The 17,549-nt window shown below is 65.2% G+C and carries 18 protein-coding genes; 3 read left to right on the top strand and 15 right to left on the bottom strand.

What is annotated here, in order from left to right; all coding sequences use genetic code 11:
- Positions 1-118: 118 nt before the first annotated feature.
- From VIK36_RS11390 to VIK36_RS11340, 11 genes are all read right to left on the bottom strand, one after another.
- Entirely contained in the window at positions 119-514 is a 396-nt protein-coding gene (locus VIK36_RS11390; protein WP_159631980.1) for an FKBP-type peptidyl-prolyl cis-trans isomerase, read from the bottom strand.
- Positions 515-578: 64 nt separating this feature from the next.
- Positions 579-1,547, bottom strand: a complete 969-nt coding sequence (locus tag VIK36_RS11385) for an FKBP-type peptidyl-prolyl cis-trans isomerase (protein ID WP_324641987.1) — start codon at positions 1,545-1,547, stop codon at positions 579-581.
- A 115-nt stretch (positions 1,548-1,662) separates the two neighbouring features.
- The gene (gene pafA / locus VIK36_RS11380; RefSeq protein WP_324641986.1) at positions 1,663-3,027 is read right to left on the bottom strand and encodes a Pup--protein ligase; all 1,365 of its coding nucleotides are present in this window, start codon (positions 3,025-3,027) and stop codon (positions 1,663-1,665) included.
- A 9-nt stretch (positions 3,028-3,036) separates the two neighbouring features.
- Positions 3,037-3,747 (bottom strand): proteasome subunit alpha, encoded by a 711-nt coding sequence (gene prcA / locus VIK36_RS11375; protein WP_324641985.1) that lies wholly within the window; start codon positions 3,745-3,747, stop codon positions 3,037-3,039.
- Between the two features lies 1 nt (position 3,748).
- Positions 3,749-4,570, bottom strand: a complete 822-nt coding sequence (gene prcB / locus VIK36_RS11370) for a proteasome subunit beta (protein ID WP_324641983.1) — start codon at positions 4,568-4,570, stop codon at positions 3,749-3,751.
- A 79-nt stretch (positions 4,571-4,649) separates the two neighbouring features.
- Positions 4,650-4,853, bottom strand: coding sequence for a ubiquitin-like protein Pup (locus VIK36_RS11365; RefSeq protein ID WP_015937113.1), 204 nt, complete (start codon positions 4,851-4,853; stop codon positions 4,650-4,652).
- Between the two features lie 84 nt (positions 4,854-4,937).
- A complete protein-coding gene (gene dop, locus VIK36_RS11360) occupies positions 4,938-6,557 on the bottom strand; it encodes a depupylase/deamidase Dop (RefSeq protein WP_324645265.1) in 1,620 nt (539 codons plus the stop codon).
- A 50-nt stretch (positions 6,558-6,607) separates the two neighbouring features.
- Complete coding sequence (arc, locus tag VIK36_RS11355) at positions 6,608-8,359, bottom strand: proteasome ATPase (RefSeq protein WP_324641982.1); 1,752 nt, start codon at positions 8,357-8,359, stop codon at positions 6,608-6,610.
- 82 nt (positions 8,360-8,441) lie between these two features.
- Positions 8,442-9,506: a tRNA (adenine-N1)-methyltransferase gene (locus VIK36_RS11350; protein WP_159631984.1), complete on the bottom strand. Its 1,065-nt coding sequence runs from the start codon at positions 9,504-9,506 to the stop codon at positions 8,442-8,444.
- Between the two features lie 96 nt (positions 9,507-9,602).
- Complete coding sequence (locus VIK36_RS11345; RefSeq protein WP_324641980.1) at positions 9,603-10,793, bottom strand: site-2 protease family protein; 1,191 nt, start codon at positions 10,791-10,793, stop codon at positions 9,603-9,605.
- Positions 10,786-11,514: an HAD family hydrolase gene (locus VIK36_RS11340; RefSeq protein WP_255172241.1), complete on the bottom strand. Its 729-nt coding sequence runs from the start codon at positions 11,512-11,514 to the stop codon at positions 10,786-10,788. Before VIK36_RS11340 ends, VIK36_RS11345 begins: the two co-directional genes overlap by 8 nt.
- 151 nt (positions 11,515-11,665) lie before the next feature.
- Here VIK36_RS11340 and VIK36_RS11335 point away from each other — a divergent pair, with 151 nt between their 5' ends.
- A complete protein-coding gene (locus VIK36_RS11335) occupies positions 11,666-12,571 on the top strand; it encodes a PAC2 family protein (RefSeq protein WP_159631987.1) in 906 nt (301 codons plus the stop codon).
- A gap of 90 nt (positions 12,572-12,661) precedes the next feature.
- Here VIK36_RS11335 and mshC read toward each other — a convergent pair whose 3' ends face one another.
- Complete coding sequence (mshC, locus tag VIK36_RS11330) at positions 12,662-13,939, bottom strand: cysteine--1-D-myo-inosityl 2-amino-2-deoxy-alpha-D-glucopyranoside ligase (RefSeq protein ID WP_324641979.1); 1,278 nt, start codon at positions 13,937-13,939, stop codon at positions 12,662-12,664.
- Between the two features lie 15 nt (positions 13,940-13,954).
- Positions 13,955-14,788 carry an undecaprenyl-diphosphate phosphatase gene (locus VIK36_RS11325; RefSeq protein WP_324641978.1) on the bottom strand — a complete coding sequence of 278 codons (834 nt, stop codon included), beginning with the start codon at positions 14,786-14,788 and terminating at the stop codon, positions 13,955-13,957.
- A gap of 51 nt (positions 14,789-14,839) precedes the next feature.
- On the opposite strand from VIK36_RS11325, the gene VIK36_RS11320 reads away from it, so the two are divergent.
- Positions 14,840-15,775, top strand: a complete 936-nt coding sequence (locus tag VIK36_RS11320; RefSeq protein ID WP_324641977.1) for an aldo/keto reductase — start codon at positions 14,840-14,842, stop codon at positions 15,773-15,775.
- Between the two features lie 48 nt (positions 15,776-15,823).
- Here VIK36_RS11320 and VIK36_RS11315 read toward each other — a convergent pair whose 3' ends face one another.
- On the bottom strand, positions 15,824-16,090 hold the full coding sequence (locus tag VIK36_RS11315) for a hypothetical protein (RefSeq protein WP_141160435.1): 267 nt from the start codon (positions 16,088-16,090) through the stop codon (positions 15,824-15,826).
- Positions 16,091-16,130: 40 nt separating this feature from the next.
- On the opposite strand from VIK36_RS11315, the gene VIK36_RS11310 reads away from it, so the two are divergent.
- The gene (locus tag VIK36_RS11310) at positions 16,131-16,364 is read left to right on the top strand and encodes a DUF5703 family protein (protein WP_018771130.1); all 234 of its coding nucleotides are present in this window, start codon (positions 16,131-16,133) and stop codon (positions 16,362-16,364) included.
- A gap of 23 nt (positions 16,365-16,387) precedes the next feature.
- Here the strand turns inward: VIK36_RS11310 and VIK36_RS11305 are convergent, their stop codons facing one another.
- The gene (locus tag VIK36_RS11305) at positions 16,388-17,548 is read right to left on the bottom strand and encodes an acyl-CoA dehydrogenase family protein (protein ID WP_324641975.1); all 1,161 of its coding nucleotides are present in this window, start codon (positions 17,546-17,548) and stop codon (positions 16,388-16,390) included.
- Position 17,549 lies beyond the last annotated feature (1 nt).

Below are 17,549 nucleotides of genomic sequence, written 5' to 3'. Positions count from 1 at the left end.
AGCAGAAAGCGCGGCAGCACGGGAGAAGTATCCTCCGTGCTGCCGCGCTTCCAGTTGCACTACCTGGGTACTGCGTTGATTTGGGGACTGCGTACCTGAATTGTGTCCCCGGACGTCGTCAGCGGACGGCGACGAGGTCCACGACGAAGATCAGTGCCTCGTTGGGGGCAATGGCTCCGCCGGCACCGCGCGAGCCGTAGGCCAGCTCGGAGGGAATCTCCAGGCGGCGGCGGCCGCCGACCTTCATGCCCAGGAGGCCCTGGTCCCAGCCCTGGATGACCTGGCCGACGCCGACCCGGAAGTCCAGCGGTGCGCCGCGGCCCCAGGAGGCGTCGAATTCTTCGCCTGTGGACCAGGCGACGCCGACGTAGTGGGTGGAGACGGTGTCCCCTGCCTTGGCTTCCTTGCCGTCACCCTCGATGAGGTCCGTGATGACGAGTTCCGTGGGGACGTCGCCTTCCGGGAAGTCGATCTCGGGCTTCTGGCGGTCGAATTCCCGCTGTCCAAACGACATGCTTGCTCCTAATGAGTGAGTGGTGATGGGTGCCGCGAAGAACGCGGTGTCCCTGTAAGTCTTGCTACTTGACCCCGAGGATGTCCACTACGAAGACCAGGTCGCCCTTCGCCTGGCCCTGGCCGGCGTCTCCGTAGGCCAGGTCCTTGGGGATGACCAGCAGGACGCGGGAGCCCACGGTCTTACCCGCGAGGCCCTGGGTCCAGCCCTTGATGACGCCCGAGAGTGGGAAGGTGGCGGGCTGGCCGCGGTCGAAGCTGGAATCGAACTTGGTGCCGTCGGAGAGGTTGACGCCAACGTAGTTCACAGTCAGCGTGTCGGATTCCTTGACGGTGGCGCCCGTGCCCTTGATCAGGTCCTGCGACACGAGTGCCGTGGGGGCGGGCGCACCTGCAACGTTGATTTCAGGTACGCCGTCTTTTTCCGTCACGGTCGGCAGGCCGGCCGGCGGCGTCACAGCGTCGCCCTGCGGCTTGTCCAGGACGGGAGTGGGGTCCGAGGCGGAAAGTAGCTTGATGATCAGCAGCTGCGTGGGTGCAGCTGCGGCACTGGGGCTGGGGCTGGCCCCGTCGGAGGGGCTGGGGCTTGCCGAAGGTCCGCTCTGCTGGCCGGGGACGGCCAAGGCCAGGCTGGATCCTACTTTGGCGCCCACGAAAGCGTTGTAGATGACGGCGCTGCCGGTTTTGAGCTCATCGTTCAGCTCAAGGCTTTCAGGCTCATTGGGGAAGGTATCCTCCAGCTGGGAACCGTCCGTACCGTTCAGGGCCAGGATGGAGATCTTGGCTACCTGATTTGCCTTGACGGCGTCGCCGCTGCCTTCGGAGACCACTTTGATGGTCGGCTGGGAAACGGCCAGGGGCTTGTCAAAATCCACACCCGGGGCCTTCTTGTCCCCGTTGTCGGTCAGCTTGAGGGAGTCGAACTTTGCAGTCTCCCCGGCGGACTGGCTGCTCGGCTCGGGCTGCGGGGCTGTACCTCCGCAGGCGGTCAGGAGCAGCAGGCCGGGAAGGAGGATTGCTAGTAGTCGGCGCACGTAGTAAAACTTTCGTCGGGGCAGGGTGGAGACGGCTTTCCGCCAGGCGGCGGACAGTGCCGTGGAAGGCCCCCTTAAAAGGGACCTTATCCAGAATAGACCCTGAAGCTGGACGTCAGCCCATAGAGTCCAGCAGCGCATCCACCCGCTCGTCGACGCTGCGGAAGGGGTCCTTGCACAGTATTGTCTGGTGGGCGCGGTCGTTGAGTTTCAGGTGTACCCAGTCCACGGTGTAGTCCCGCCCCAGTTCCTGCGCCCGCCGGACAAAGTCACCGCGCAGTTTGGCGCGGGTGGTCTGTGGCGGCGCGTCCACCGCACCCTTGATAACGGTGTCGTCGACAATCCGGCGCACCGCACCCCGGGACTGCAGGAGATAGAAAAGCCCCCGGCTGCGCGAAATGTCGTGGTAGGTCAGATCAAGCTGGGCGATCCGCGGTGCCTCCAGGCCCAGGCCGTGGCGTTCGCGGTAGTTGTCCATCAGTTTCTTCTTAATGGCCCAGTCGATTTCAGTGTCGATCCCCCGGGTATCGCCGGATTCGATCGCATGGAGCGTACGTTCCCACAGATCCAGGATCACGGAAACGTGCGGGTTGTGGGCGCCATGCTCCTTGACGAAGGCGGTCACCTTGGTCAGGTATTCCTGCTGGATTTCAAGTGCGGTGAGCTGCCGTCCGTTGGCCAGGCGGACCAGCGCGCGGCCGCTGAGGTCATGGGAGATTTCCCGGATGCTGCGGATGGGGTTTTCCATCCGCATGTCCCGCATGATCACCCCGGCCTCGATCATCCGGAGGACCAGGTCCACGGTGCCGACCTTCATCAGCGCAGTGGCCTCGGACATGTTCGAGTCCCCCACGATGACATGCAGCCGCCGGTAGAACTCGGCGTCGGCATGCGGCTCGTCCCGGGTGTTGATGATGGGCCGGGAACGGGTGGTGGCGGAAGAGACGCCTTCCCAGATGTGGTCGGCCCGCTGGGAAAAGGCATAGGTGGCGCCGTGGGGCGTCTTCAGGATTTTTCCTGCCCCGGCGATGAGTTGCCGGGTGACCAGGAACGGAATCAGGATTTCGGCCAGGCGGGAAAATTCCCCGCGGCGCGGAATCAAGTAGTTCTCATGGCTGCCGTACGAGTTGCCCGCGGAATCGGTGTTGTTCTTGAACAGGTACACGGTGCCGTTGAAGCCTTCAGCGGCAAGGCGCGCCTGGGCCTCGTCCACCAGATCGTCAAGGATGAGTTCGCCGGCACGGTCGTGGGCGATCAGCTGCGCAAGGTCGTCGCACTCCGCCGTGGCGTACTCGGGGTGGGAGCCGACGTCGAGGTACAGCCGGGAACCGTTGGTGAGGAACACATTGGAGGAACGCCCCCAGCTGACCACCTTCCGGAACAGGTACCGCGCCACCTCCTCCGGGGCAAGAGGCCTCGAGTCCGGGCTCGAGTAGGAGATCCCAAACTCGGTTTCGATGCCGAAGATTCTCTTGTCCATGTGGTCCTCCTAGGCCAGCAGTGCTGTGATGTCCGCGTCGTTCAGCCTGCGGAAGGCACGCCGGGTGCCGCGGGAGCTTTCGGAAAGCCGGTCCAGGACGGCCACTTCCAAGGCACCTGGCGGCAACGGCGCCGCGGGCTGCTCGCCCTCCTGGACGGGCGTCAGTCCCTTGAGTGCCAGCCGGACAGCGTCGGCGAAGCCCAGCGAGGCCTGCCATCCTGCGTCGATGGCCGATGACACTTTCTCAGCCTGTCCACCCATGACGACAAAGCTGTGCTCGTCTGCGATCGAGCCGTCGAACGTCAGCCGGTAGAGGTGGTCTTCGGCCTGCGAGGAACCTACTTCGGCAACCGCGAGTTCCACTTCGAAGGGCTTCTGCTCGGCGGTGAAGACGGCCCCCAGGCTTTGGGCGTACACACTGGCCAGGCCGCGGGCGGTCACGTCCTCGCGGTCGTACGAGTATCCGCGGACGTCGGCGTAGCGGACGCCGGCCTGGCGGAGGCTCTCGAATTCGTTGTACTTGCCGACGGCGGCGAACGCGATCTTGTCGTAGATCTCGCCGATCTTGTGCAGGGACGGCGAAGGGTTCTCGGCTACGAGGGCGATGCCGTCGGCGCAGCTGATGACAACCACTGAGCGGCCGCGGGCGATGCCTTTCCGCGCGAAATCCGCGCGGTCCTTCATCAGTTGTTCGGGTGAGACATAAAACTGCTGGGTCATCTCAGGCCTCCCGTCCGGCGATGGTGCGTGCTTCGATTACGCCGCGCGACGCAGCCGCGAGTTCCGGCTCGGGCACCCGCCGGGCCCCTGTCCTGTCCACCGTGTAGACCACCGGCCACAACTGCCGGACCGTGTCGGGGCCGCCCGTGGCGGAGTCGTCGTCGGCAGCGTCGTACAGCGATTCGACCGCAACGGAAAGGGCCTGCTCGGCCGTGAGGTTGGGCCGCCAAAGCTTCTTGAGTGCACCGCGTGCGAAGACGGATCCGGAGCCGACGGTGTGGTGTTCGTGTTCCTCGTACCTGCCGCCGGTGACGTCATAGGAAAACAGCCGGCCAACGCCTGCGCTGGTGTCGAAACCGGCGAACAGGGGCACCACTGCAAGGCCCTGCAGGGCCAAGGGAAGGTTGCCCCTGATCATGGCACCCAGCCGGTTGGCCTTGCCTTCAAGGCTGAGCTGGGTTCCTTCTATCTTTTCGTAGTGCTCAAGTTCAACCTGGAAAAGCCGGGTCAGGTCAATTGCGATGCCGGCGGTTCCGGCAATGCCAAGGACAGAGAAGTGGTCAGCCGGGAAGACCTTCTCGATGTGCCTACTGGCAATGACGTTCCCCATGGTTGCCCGCCGGTCGCCCGCCATCAGGACACCGCCGCCGTAGCTCATGGCAACGATGGTGGTGGCATGGGGAACCTGGACCGGGGCAGCCACCGACGCACCACCCTGGAGGGACCGGCTGAAAGGCAGTAGCTCAGGCCGGTCCCGCTGCAGGTGCTCGGTAAAGGACGAGGTGGCGTTGGCGGCTACCTGGTTGGCGGTTGATTCCTGCACTCATCACTCCTTGAACGTGGTACTTCAACGTCGGTACAGATCCCGGCCGTCCGCGGCTTCCGCCACCCAGCCGTCCGGGTTATTGGCCGCCCTTTTGGACGAATGCCCGGACGAATTCCTCGGCGTTGGATTCCAGGACACCGTCGATCTCGTCGAGAAGGTCGTCCACGCCTTCGGTCGATGCCGAGGCCTGCGCCTCGGGCGGTGCCGGGGGTGCCTCGGGGATGTCTTCGTCGACCTGGCTGTCACGTGACTGAGGCTGCTGCTGCTCCTGGCCTGCCATTGGTTTCCCTCCTTCTTCCGTCGGTGGATCCGGCGGATCCTCCGATATGCCCATCCTGCCACGGGACGGGCGTTCCGGCGCGGTTTACGCCGCAGGCGGAGTGCTGTTGTGTCCCAACAGCTCGCCGAGGAACGGTCCCGCTTCCCGGTAGCGCTCGAACAACGCTCCGGTCAGTGCTTTGGTTCCCCTCAGTGGCTCCCTGGTGGGCACGCGCTGAAGCCTCCCGTAGCCGGGCACGTCGAAGATGACCGAGTCCCAGCTGGCCCCCACAACGTCCTTGCCAAAGCTGCTGATGCACTTTCCCCGGAAGAACGCCCGGGTATCGGCGGGAGGCTCCGCGACGGCAGCGGCAATGGCCGAATCATCAACCACTCGCTGCATCCGGTTCCGGGACAGGAGCCGGTAGTAGAGGCCCTTTTCGGGCCTGATGTCAGCCCACTGGAGGTCAACCAGGCCCAGCCGGGCGTCGCTCCACTCCAGTCCGTCGCGCTGGCGGTAGCCGTCCAACAGGGAGAGTTTGGCCAGCCACTCCACCGAGGTGGCGGCGGCCGCCCTGTCGCTGTCGAGCTGGGTCAGAACCGACGCCCACCGTTCCAGGACCTCATGGGTATGTCCGTCGCCGTCCACGGCGTCACCCACTCCGGTGTCCTGGGCGAGCTTTGCTGCGGCTTCGTGGTACATCCACTGAAGGTCCAGGGCCGTGACGCGCCTGCCGTCCAGCAGGCGAAGCCTGGCGGACAGCGAGGTGTCGTGGCTGACCGTCTTGAGCGCTGCGACGGGCTCGTAAACCTCGATTTTGGGAGCGAGTCCAGCCTCGATGAGGCTGAGGACCAGGGCGGTAGTGCCGAATTTGAGGTAATTGGACACCTGGCTGAGGTTGGCGTCCCCGATGATCACGTGCAGGCGCCGGTATTTGTCGGCTGTGGCGTGGGGCTCGTCCCTGGTGTTGATGATGGGCCTGCGGATGGTGGTTTCCAGGCCCACTTCGGCCTCAAAGAAGTCAGCCCGCTGGCTGATCTGGAAGCCGGGAGTGGAACTGTCCTGGCCTATTCCCAACCGGCCGGCCCCGCACACCACCTGGCGGCTGACGAAGAACGGTGTCAGCCCCCGCACGATGTCTCCGAACGGTACTGACCTGGGCATCAGGTAGTTCTCGTGCGAACCGTACGACACGGATTTGTTGTCCGTGTTGTTCTTGTAAAGATTGACCGGCGGCAGCGCCGGATCCCCGGCCAGCCGGCGCACGGCGTGGAGACCCACCAGGTCGCCGGCAGCGTCCCAGGCCACGGCGTCACGGGGATTGGTGACCTCCGGGCTCGAGTACTCGGGATGGGCGTGGTCGACATACAGCCGAGCACCATTGCCGAGGACCATGTTCATGAGGAGGGTCCCCGATTCGTCCTGCCCGTCGAGCTCCAGCTCCTCTCGGCCGTACGCCAGGGCCACCGCCTCGGCGTCGAGCACCGGCGGCTGGTCAGTCAGCTGGCTGGGATGGGCGGTACCGCGGTCCACGGTCCAGCCCCGGGCATCGTGCAGCGGCTCCTCATCCGTGTAGTCCCACCGGGTCTCCGCTCCGCCGGCCGCCCGCTGGCGGGTGACCTGGGCGTACGCCTGGACCACGCGGGCGCTCATCATCGTGGCGTTGGCGGAGGGGGCGGACGGAGCGTGGATACCGTATTCGGTTTCGGCGCCCATGACCCGCATGGCCCCGCCGGCGGGAAGGGCTTCCCCGCCGGCTGTTCCCTGTGAACCCGTCACAGATACTGTCCTGTGGTGGGCATGGTTTCGATGGACTTGCCGGGCTCCTGGCCGGCTTTGCCCTGCACAATGGTCCGGATGTAGGTGATCCGTTCACCCTTCTTACCGGAGATGCGTGCCCAGTCGTCAGGGTTGGTGGTGTTGGGCATGTCTTCGTGCTCACGGAACTCGTCCACCACGGCGCGCAGCAGGTGCTCGATCCGGAGCCCCTTCTGGTGCGAGGTCAGCAGGTCCTTGATGGCGTACTTCTTGGCCCGGTCCACCACGTTCTGCACCACGGCGCCGGAGTTGAAGTCCTTGAAGTACAGCATCTCGGTGTCACCGTTGGCGTAGGTGACCTCCAGGAACTCATTGGACTTATCCGTGGAGTACATGGCTTCCACGGTGCGCTGGACCATGGCGTCCACGGTGGCCTGGACGTCACCGTTGTGTTCGGCGAGATCCGATTCGTGGAACGGCAGGTCCGGCGTGATGTATTTGTTGAAAATATCTGCCGCGGCTTCCGCGTCGGGCCGCTGGATCTTGACCTTCACGTCCAGCCGTCCCGGACGGAGGATGGCGGGGTCGATCATGTCCTCGCGGTTGGAAGCGCCGATGACGATCACGTTGTCCAGGCGTTCCACACCGTCAATCTCACTAAGGAGCTGGGGCACGATGGTGGTTTCGACGTCGGACGAAATGCCGGTGCCGCGGGTGCGGAACAGTGAGTCCATTTCGTCGAAGAACACCACAACAGGGCTGCCATCGGATGCTTTTTCCCGGGCGCGGGAGAAGATCAGGCGGATGTGCCGCTCCGTTTCACCGACGTACTTGTCCAGGAGCTCGGGTCCCTTGATGTTGAGGAAGTAGCTCTTCAGGTCCACGTTCCCGGAGCGCTCCGCGGCGCGGGCAGCGAGGGAGTTGGCAACCGCCTTGGCAATGAGGGTCTTGCCGCAGCCTGGAGGGCCGTACAGGAGGATGCCCTTGGGCGCTTTGAGCCCATGCTCCCGGTAAAGGTCCGGGTGCAGGAACGGCAGTTCCACGGCGTCGCGGATCTGCTCGATCTGGGGGCCGAGGCCACCGATGTCCTCATAGGTGATGTCCGGAACTTCCTCAAGGACCAGGTTCTCCACCTCTGAGCGGGGCACCTTCTCCAGCGCGTACCCCGTCCGCGAATCCACGGACAGGGCATCGCCAACCCGGAGCTTCTCGGACAGGAGGGCACCGGAAAGCCGCACCACGCGTTCTTCGTCCGCGCGGCCCACCACCAGGGCGCGGTCACGCCCCAGCATTTCCTTCAGGGTGGCCAGTTCACCGGCGCGCTCGTAGCCCAGGCCCGCGACGATCAGGAGGGCTTCGTTCAGCAGCACTTCCTGGCCCACGGCAAGCTGGTTGATGTTCACCAGCGGGCTGATGCCCACGCGCATCTTCCGGCCCGCGTTGAAGATGTCCACCGACTCCTCGGTGGCGGCCTGGCCGCTGTTGCCCGGCGCCGGCTGCCGTTTCGGGTTGATCTGGAGGATGGTGCCGAAGCTGTAGGGCGGCTGCCCTTCCTGGTCCAGGGCATTTTTCAGCCGGAGGATCTCAGCCTTCGCGGTTTCAAGCATGCTGACCAGCTTGGAGTTGTTCTGCGTTGCCGCTGCCAACTGGCGGTCGATGTGCCTGAGCTTGTCCCGAAGTATGTTGACCTGGCGGTCAGCAACCGAGAGGTCGTTGGCGGCAGACTGCTCTGCCGGTGTACGTCCGGAGTCCTGGTTTGGTGTCTCCATGATGTATCAGCCCCTTCCTGCGCTTCTCTTAAGACATTAGTCCCAAGAGGGCAGGTAGGGATGGAGACTCCCGAAATGTGGACTAGTTCGTGACCTCGGGGTTGTCGACCACATTGGTTCCGGCGATGGCGTCCCGGGCGGCGCGCCGGAGTTTCTTGTCCGACACCGCCCGCTCCCCCACCGCGCCGGGAGTCCAGGCGTTCACGTCCTCTTCGTTGAACTCGGTCTTTGACGGACGGCGCTTGACCGAGATGCCGGTGACGCCGTCTGCGAGCCGCCGGGTGACCAGCAGGAATCCTGTGTGGGCCACCATGCGGTGGTCCGGCCGCACGGCGAGGCCTTCAAGGTGCCAGCCGCGGACCATCGACTCCCACGCATCGGGCTCGGTGAACCGGCCGTCGGCCCGGATGGCCTCCGCGGTACGGGAGAGCTGGGTGACCGTGGCGACATAGTTGATCCAGACACCGCCGGGGGCAAGCACCGTGGCGACGGCGTCGAGGCACTCCCAGGGTGCCAGCATGTCCAGGACGACGCGGTCCACGGAGCCCGGTTCCTCGGCCTTGACCACTTCCTCCTGGAAGTCGCCAAGGGAAATCTGCCAGGCGGGGTGCGGGCCGCCGAAGATGGTTTCAACGTTGCCGCGGGCGATGTCAGCGAACTCTTCACGCCGCTCAAAGGAGTGCAGGTAGCCGTTGTCCCCCACCGCGCGGAGCAGGGAAATGGACAGGGCACCGGAGCCCACGCCGGCTTCCACTACGCGTGCGCCGGGGAAGATGTCCGCCATGGTGACAATTTGGCCGGCGTCCTTGGGATAGACGACGGCGGCACCGCGCGGCATGGAGAGCACGAAGTCGGACAGCAGGGGCCGGAGGGTCTGGTACTGCTGGCCCACGTTGTTCACCACGACCGAGCCGTCAACCTTGCCGATGATTTCGTCGTGGTTCAGGAAACCGCGGTGGGTGTGGAAGGCGCCGCCGCGTTCCAGCGTGATGGTGTTCATGCGGCCACGTTCGTCCGTGAGCTGGACGCGTTCGCCCTCCCGGAAAGGGCCCCGGCGCCGGGCAGCGCCCACCGGCTGCGAGCCGCTGGCGGCAGCACCGGCTTGCGCTGCTCCCTTGGCGTCGTTGACGGCAGTTTCGCTGCTCATGATTGTTCCTCGCTCCTGTAAACCTGTTGTGCCGCGGCTCTGCTGGTCCCTGGGGACGCTGTGGCTTCCGCGGCAATGCACGACCGGCAGGTAACTCTACCGGGTCTGGCCTTGCGGGTGCCTATCGTTGCGCGGGCGCTTTCCGGTGATGGCTGCGAGGACAGCCTCCTGAGTCAGCAGTCCGGTGACCGATCCGTTGTGGTCCACAACAGCGTAATGACGTCCCTCAAGCTGGGAAAGGAACTGGATCAGCTCCTGCCCTTTGGACCACTCCGGAATGTAGGCTCCGGCAGCCAGGGGGAATGAAATGGCGGTGACGGGCGTGGTATCCGCCGCAGCACCGGGCACCGAGGCAAGTGCTCCCGGGTCCACCACGCCCTGCGGCCGTCCGTCCGGTCCGCAAACCACCACGGACTTCGTCCCCGCTGCTGCCAGGCGGAGGGCGTCCCGGACGGTACCGGTGGAGGGAACGCCGGCCGCCGGGGTCGCCAAGGCTGCGGCGCTGACCAGCGGCAGCCGCCCCCGCAGGGTGCCCTGCTGGATGGACGCCGACGCGCCCATCCACAGGAATCCGCCCACCAGGATGGTGATCATCAGCAGGCTGAAGTCCGGCTGGTCACCGGCGAGGAACGGACGCAGGAGGAACCAGTAGGCAATGGCGAGGACGATGATCCGGCCGCCCCAGCCGGCCGCCACGGTTCCCTTCGCCTGGCTGCCGGTGGCCTTCCAGACGATGGATTCGACCAGCCGGCCGCCGTCCAGCGGCAGGCCGGGCAGGACGTTGAAGACACCGATGAGGAAATTGGCCCACATGAAGATGTTCGTGAGGATTTCGGCGACACTTCCCAGGCTGTTGGTGCCGAGCAGCAGCCAGGCTCCGCCGGCCAGGACGAAGTTGGCGGCCGGGCCCGCCAGCGCAACCAGAACAGATCGTCCCGGTGACGAGGTGAAGCTTTCGAACTGGGTATGGCCGCCCCAAAGGTTCAGGACGATCTTCTGGGTGGGCCAGCCGTAGATTTTCGCCGTCAGCGCGTGGGCGAGCTCGTGGACGAGGACCGAGATGAGGAGCAGGACGGCGTAGGCAAAGGCCACGAGGTAGGCGCTTACGCCCAGCATGGGGTTGTTCCGCGCCAGAACCGGCCCGTACACGATCACGGTGAAGGCCGCGATCACGAACCACGAGTACGCAAGGACAATGGGGACGCCGGCGATGCGGCCCAGCGGGATGCCTTCGCGGCGCGCCGGAGTGCCCGATGCAGGGCTTTGTCCGGCGCCGGGGTCAGCCACGTGGACCACCTTGGGAGGCGGCCGCATTGGTGGCGCCGGCCTGCAGGAGCAGTGCTTCCAGCTCCACCAGTGTCCGGCCGGAAAGGGTGTCCCAGAGCTCGTAGCTGTGGTGCTCAGGCAGCGGGACAATGTGCGGCACGGCAACCGTGGCGACGCCGGAGGCTACGGCCGCAGCCACGCCCGGTACGGAGTCTTCGAGGGCTACGCAGTGGTGGATTCCGAGGTCGGGATCGTTCTCCTGCAGGAGCTCGACGGCGGTCAGGTACGCCTCCGGGTGCGGCTTGCCCTGGCTCACGGTGTCGCCGGTGACCACTACGTCGAAGTACGGCCGGGGAAGGTTCGCTACCACCTCGCGGGCCAGTGGGCCCTCGGACATGGTGACCAGGGCGCAGCGCACGCCGGCGAGGTGCAGTTCCTCGAGGAGTTCGCGGGCGCCAGGGCGCCACGGCACTTCCTGCTGGACGCTGCTGATGACCTGGGCAGTCAGGGTGTCGATGATTTCGCGGATTTCCAATTCGACGCCGGCCTGCTGGAGCAGGCCCGCGGAGAATGTCAGTGACTGGCCAACCAGCTGCATTGCCTGGTCATGGCTCCACGTTCCGCCGTGTGCCTCCACCAGCCCATGCTCCGCGGCAATCCAGTAGGGCTCGGTGTCCACAATGGTCCCGTCCATGTCCCACAGGACGGCTTTGAGCGGGGAACTGGTGGCAGGAATTGGCATAACGCCAGTCTACGGGGCATGGCTGGGCGGAGGCTGTGGGCTACGCCCTTGGCGAATATGCCAAGGACCGGGCCCGCTTTGGACGGGATTCAGGGGATTTGCGGCGCTTCATTCCATGCGCGGGCAACCACCTTGGACGTAGGGTGAAGAAATGAATAGCTTCGAGGGAGACACCGCCGAACAGGGTGCCGGACCCGAGCGGGAACGGTTCCTGCAGCCAGTGGCTGACGGACAGCGCGTAACAGTGATGCTTGCCGCCTTTGAGGGGTGGAACGATGCCGGAGAAGCGGCCAGCGATTCGCTGCGCTACCTGAACAAACTGTGGGGCGGCAAGAAAGTCGCTTCCATCGATGCTGACGAGTACTACGACTTCCAGTTCACGCGGCCGACCGTGCGCAGGAATGCTGCCGGTGAGCGCAAGATCAAATGGCCTTCCACCAGGATCTACAAGGCGAGTGCGCCCAACTCCAATGTGGATGTCATCTTTGTGCAGGGGACGGAGCCGTCCTATAAGTGGAGGGCCTACACGGCAGAGCTGCTGGTCCATGCCGAGGCGCTGAACGTCGACTATGTGGTGCTGGTGGGTGCGCTGCTGGCGGATGTTCCGCACAGCCGCCCGATTCCGGTGAGCACGTCCTCGGATGACGCTCCGCTGCGTGAGCGCATGAACCTGGAGGCCTCCCAGTATGAGGGCCCCGTTGGGATTGTGGGCGTCCTGTCAGAGGTGGCCCTCCTGGCGGGACTGCCTACCGTGTCCTTGTGGGCCGCCGTGCCGCATTATGTGGCCCAGGCGCCCTCCCCCAAAGCGCAGCTTGCCCTCCTGCACCGCATCGAGGAGCTGCTGCAGGTGCCGCTGGACACCCACGAGCTGGCGGAGGAAGCGGATGCGTGGGAGCGCGGCGTGGACGAACTCGCTACCGAAGACCCGGAGATCGCTGCCTACGTGCGGCAGTTGGAGGAAGCCAAGGACACTGCCGACCTCCCTGAAGCCAGTGGCGAGTCCATTGCCCGTGAATTTGAGCGGTACCTGAAGCGGCGGGGCCAGGACCGGCCCTGACGTTGACGTACTGACATGCCTTAACACGAAGGGCCCGGCCGGGAGCAATCCCGGCCGGGCCCTTCGTGTTTGCCGTGAGGTGTGGACGCCTTAGAGCCGGATGCCCAGGAGGGCGTCCACCGCGTCCTTTACCAGTGCCCCGTCAGCGGGGCTGGCGGCAGCACCGGCGTCGTTGGCAGTCCGTGCCCAGCGCGAGACCGCGGCCACCGCTGCGGGCGCATTCAGGTCTGCTGCCAGCGCCTCCCGCATCTCGGCCAGCAACTGCTGGCCCGAGCCCTCGGGAGTATGGTCAAGTGCTTTCCGCCACGCCGCCAGGTCGGCCTTGGCGGCATTGAAGCCTTCGTCGGTCCAAGACCAATCGGAGCGGTAGTGGTGGGCCAGGATCGCCAGGCGTATTGCTGCAGGGTCCTCGCCGGCTGCGCGGAGCCTGGAGACCAGCACCAGGTTGCCTTTGGACTTGCTCATTTTTTCGCCGTCAAGGCCCACCATGCCCGCGTGCGCGTAGTGCTTGGCCAGGGGCACGCCGGCGAGGGAGTACGCGTGGCCGGCGCCCATTTCGTGGTGCGGGAAGATCAGGTCCGATCCGCCGCCCTGCACGGTGAAGGGCGCGGGCAGGTACTTCTGCGCGATCACGGTGCACTCAATGTGCCAGCCCGGCCGTCCCGGTCCCAGGCTTCCACCGGGCCAGCTCGGCTCGCCCTCGCGTTCCACCCGCCAGAGCAACGGGTCGAGGGCCTGCCGCTTTCCGGCGCGGCCCGGATCCCCGCCGCGCTCGGCGAAGAGCTCCAGCATGGCGCTTTCGCCAAGGTGGGAAATGGATCCCAGGGCCCAGGCATCGGGTGCCGTTGACTGCTTGCCGGCGGCTTCGACGTCGTAATAGACGTCCCCGTCAGGCTCGCCGTTGGTGCCGGCCACGCGGTATGCCAGCCCCATGCTGACCAGGCGTTCCACCTCGGGGACGATCAGGTTAATGGATTCGACGGCGCCAACGTAGTTGTCCGGCGCCAGGACGTTCAGCGCCTCCATGTCGGTCTGGAAGAGTTCCACCTGCTCTGCGGCGAGCTGCCGCCAGTCGACGCCGGTGGCGGTGGCCCGTTCGAGCAGGGGGTCATCCACGTCAGTGACGTTCTGTACGTAGGAGACCTCGCTGCCGGCGTCGCGCCAGGCACGGTTCAGGAGGTCAAAGGCGACATAGCTGGCAGCGTGCCCCATGTGGGTTGCGTCGTAGGGGGTGATGCCGCAGACGTACATGGAAGGCCTGGCCTCCCGTTCCAGGGCCACTTCGCGGCCCGCCGCGGTATCGAACAGCCGGATGGCGGGGATGTTTCCAGGCAGGGCAGGCACAGGGCGGGAAGTCCAGGATTTCACATGCCAAGCCTAGTCCTAGGCGCTGATGACGCCGAAACCGAGCAGGAGGTACAGGGCGAGTCCGAGGAAGATCCGGTACCAGACAAAGAGCCGGTAGCTGCGCGTGGAAACGAACTTCAGGAACCATCCGATGATGACGTAGCCCACCAGCAGGGCGATCACGGTGGCAAGCGCGGTCTCCGGCAGGCCGAACGGGCCGGAGATCCCTTCCTTGGTGACCACCTTGTAGAGCTGGTACAGCCCGCTGCCGAACACTGCGGGGATGGCGAGTAGGAAGGAGTACCGTGCCGCGGCCTCACGGGTATAGCCCATCAGCAGGCCCGCGGTGATCGTCCCGCCGGAGCGGGAGACGCCGGGAATGAGGGCCAGGGCCTGCGCCAGGCCGTACAGCATGCCGTGCTTGTAGGTCAGGTGGGCAAGGTCCCGCTTTTGGGCGCCAATTGCGTCTGCCACGGCAAGGATGAGGCCGAAGACGATCAGCATGGTGGCCACGATCCACATGCTGCGGAGTACGGACTCGATCTGGTCCTGGAAGAGGAGCCCCAGGACGATGATGGGCAGGCTGCCCAGAATCACCAGCCAGCCCATCCGGGCGTCAGGGTCCTGCCGGGGCACGCGCCCGGTGAGGGAGCCCGCCCAGGCCTTGACGATGCGGACGATGTCATGCCAAAAAAAGATCAGGACGGCGGTCTCCGTACCGAGCTGGGTAATGGCCGTGAAGGCTGCCCCCGGGTCCTCTGCGTTGGGGAGGAATTCGCCCACGATCCGCAGGTGTGCGCTTGATGAAATCGGTAGAAATTCGGTCAGTCCCTGCACTAGGCCCAGCAGGGCCGCTTCAAACCAGTTCACGCTAAGACCCTACGGCATGGCAGCGCCGCTCCTGGCCGTAAGCTTGCTGCTATGCAGCAGCGTTACGTCGGCAACAGTGGATTGCGAGTTTCCGCCCTCTCCCTTGGCACCCGCTCCTGGGGTGGCGACACTGACGAACAGGACGCGTCGGAGTTGCTGCGAACGTTCCTTGATGCCGGCGGCCGGCACGTGGACACATCGGCGTCCTACGCGGGCGGCGGCTCGGAGGCGATCCTTGGCTCGCTCCTGGGCGATGTGGTGGCCCGCACGGAGATTTCCATCTCCACGAAAGCGGGGATGACGACGCCGGATGGCCGGCGTGCGGTGGACGCCTCACGCAATGCGATGCTCACCGGGCTGGATGCAAGCCTGGCCCGTCTGGGCACTGACTACGTGGACCTGTGGTTCGCCGAAACGTGGGATGGCAACGTTCCCCTCGACGAAACCCTGGCGGCGCTGGAGTTTGCCGTCCGCACCGGCCGGGCCAGGTACGCGGGCATCTCGAACTATCGGGGCTGGCAGGCGGCGAAGGCCGCCGCCACGAGCAGTGTGCCGCTGGTGGCTGTCCAGGCAGAATACTCGTTCCTTAACCGGTCCACGGAGGCGGAACTGATCCCCGCAGCTGAGGATGCCGGCCTGGGCCTGATGGCGTGGGCTCCTCTGGGCCGGGGGGTGCTTACGGGGAAGTACCGTGGCAGCATCCCCGCCGGTTCACGGGGAGCCTCGGTCAGCGAAGCCGCGTGCGTGGAGCCGTATCTCGAGGAGAAGCCGTCGCGGATCGTGGATGCTGTGTGCATGGCTGCAAACGGGTTGGGCCGGACTCCGCAGGATGTTTCGCTCTCCTGGCTGCTGTCACAGCATGGCGTTGCCACGGCCATCGTTGGCGCCCGGACACCGGTGCAGTTGAAGGAGATCCTCGACTCCCAGCTGGCACCCCTGCCGCCGCAGATTGCACGTGCGCTGGAGGATGTTTCCGCGGCGTCTTAGGTTCTGTTGCCGAACTTCCCGGGTCCCTGGACGGTTCGGGCGGTGTTGCTATTCCTCGACGATTTCCAGGTCTTCGTCCTCGTCCACGTCGGCTTCTTCGTCCTCATCGTCCTCGTCGTCAAAGACCTGCAGGGGCGTTACTTCGTTGTAGGCCTCGTAGAGGGCGTCCTCGTAAACTTCGAAGGCATCGGCAACTGCGAAAAACGCTGCCTCAACGGAGGGATCACCGTCCCCGCGGCGGTTCGATGCTGCTATAAGGTGTTCTTCCAAAGCGGTGGTCAGGGACGAAAGCGCGACACGCGGATCGATGCTCATGACTTCACGTTAGCCGGAAAAGGACGAAAATGGAGAGCAAATGAAGGAACAATTTCTCACCAGCTCGGTCCAGCGGGAGCGGGATTATTTGCGTCAGTACGAGTACCTCGTACTGACCGTCAGCCCTGATGATTCCTTGCCGGAGGCGCGGCGCCGGCTCGTTGAACACTCGGAATACGGCAAGTGGGAACTCGAACGCAGCAAACTCTATGTGGGCGGCGGCAGGCGCTTTTGGCTGCGGCGCCGGGTGATGCAGGTCCAGCGGACCGTTTAGGAATGAACGGTCCAGCGGACCGTCTAGCCTTCCAACGGCCCCAGCCACGCGTTGGCTACGGTGTTGTGGGCTGATTCGTCATCGGAGGGGTGGAACATCCCGGCCAGCACGTCCCGGTAGAGCCGTTCCAGTTCCGAGCCCCTGAAATAGCTTGATCCCCCGCTGACCCGGATGGCCAGGTCCACCACGCGGCGGGCGGTTTCGGTGGCGTTCACCTTCAATCCCACCAGTTTGGGAAACCACTGGCTTCCGTGATCAACCAGGGCGTCGACGTCTGCAGTGACGGCCCTGAGCTGTGGGTACAGGACGTCCATGGCCATGGCGGCCTCTGCCACCTTCCAGCGGATGTCGGGGTCCTGCGCGTAGCTTCGCCCGCCGTTTTTGAAGGAGGTACGCCGCTTCACGTTCTCCACTCCCACGGCCAGGGCGCGTTCTCCGAGGCCCGTGTAGACGGCGGCCAGGAGGCTCTCGAAACAGGCGAAGATCGCGAAGATCAGGGGGTCGGCGTTGGGGCCGACCGGCAGCTTCCGGAAGATGCGGTCGGCTGGCGCTTTCACGGCTTCCAGGACCGTTGTGGCGGACTGGCTGGCCCGCATGCCCAGGGTGTCCCAGTCGTCCAGGATCCGGTAGCCGGGAGTTTGCCTGGTGATGAATCCGTGGACCAGTTCCCCGGCACCGTCCCGGGCTGCAGCGTCTTTCCCGAAGATGCCCAGCCGGGTCCAGGCGGGCGAGAGGCTGGTGAAGATCTTTGTACCGGTGTAGGAGTAGCCACCATCCTGTTCCGGTGTGGCAGTGGTCCGTGAATCGAAGAGGACCGAGTCGTTCCCGGCTTCCGAGTTGCCGAAGGCGAAGACCTCGCCCTGCGCAGCTTCCTTGAGGACGTAATCGAGCGAGTTGTCGCCCCGCGCGGCCAGTACGTGCGCGACGCCGGTCCAGACGAGGTGCATGTTGACCGCCAAAGCGGTGGCCGGGGCAGCCGTTGCCAGCCTGCGCTGGCACTGCGCCGCCGCTTCAAGGCCAAGCCCGGCACCGCCGTCGGACGCCGGTACGAAAAGCTTCAAGTAGCCTTCCGCTGCCAACTCCTCCAGGTCCTCATGGAAGAATGCGTTGTCACGGTCATATCCGGCGGCGCGGCTGCGGATGCGCTGCAGCAGCTCATCCGGGAGCAGTTCCTCAGGGCTCACG

The organism is Pseudarthrobacter sp. LT1, from assembly GCF_035621795.1.
In the GTDB taxonomy this organism is placed as follows: Bacteria; Actinomycetota; Actinomycetes; order Actinomycetales; family Micrococcaceae; genus Arthrobacter.
The sequence above is the reverse complement of the archived record's forward strand: the minus strand, read 5'-3'. Positions and strand labels throughout refer to the sequence as shown.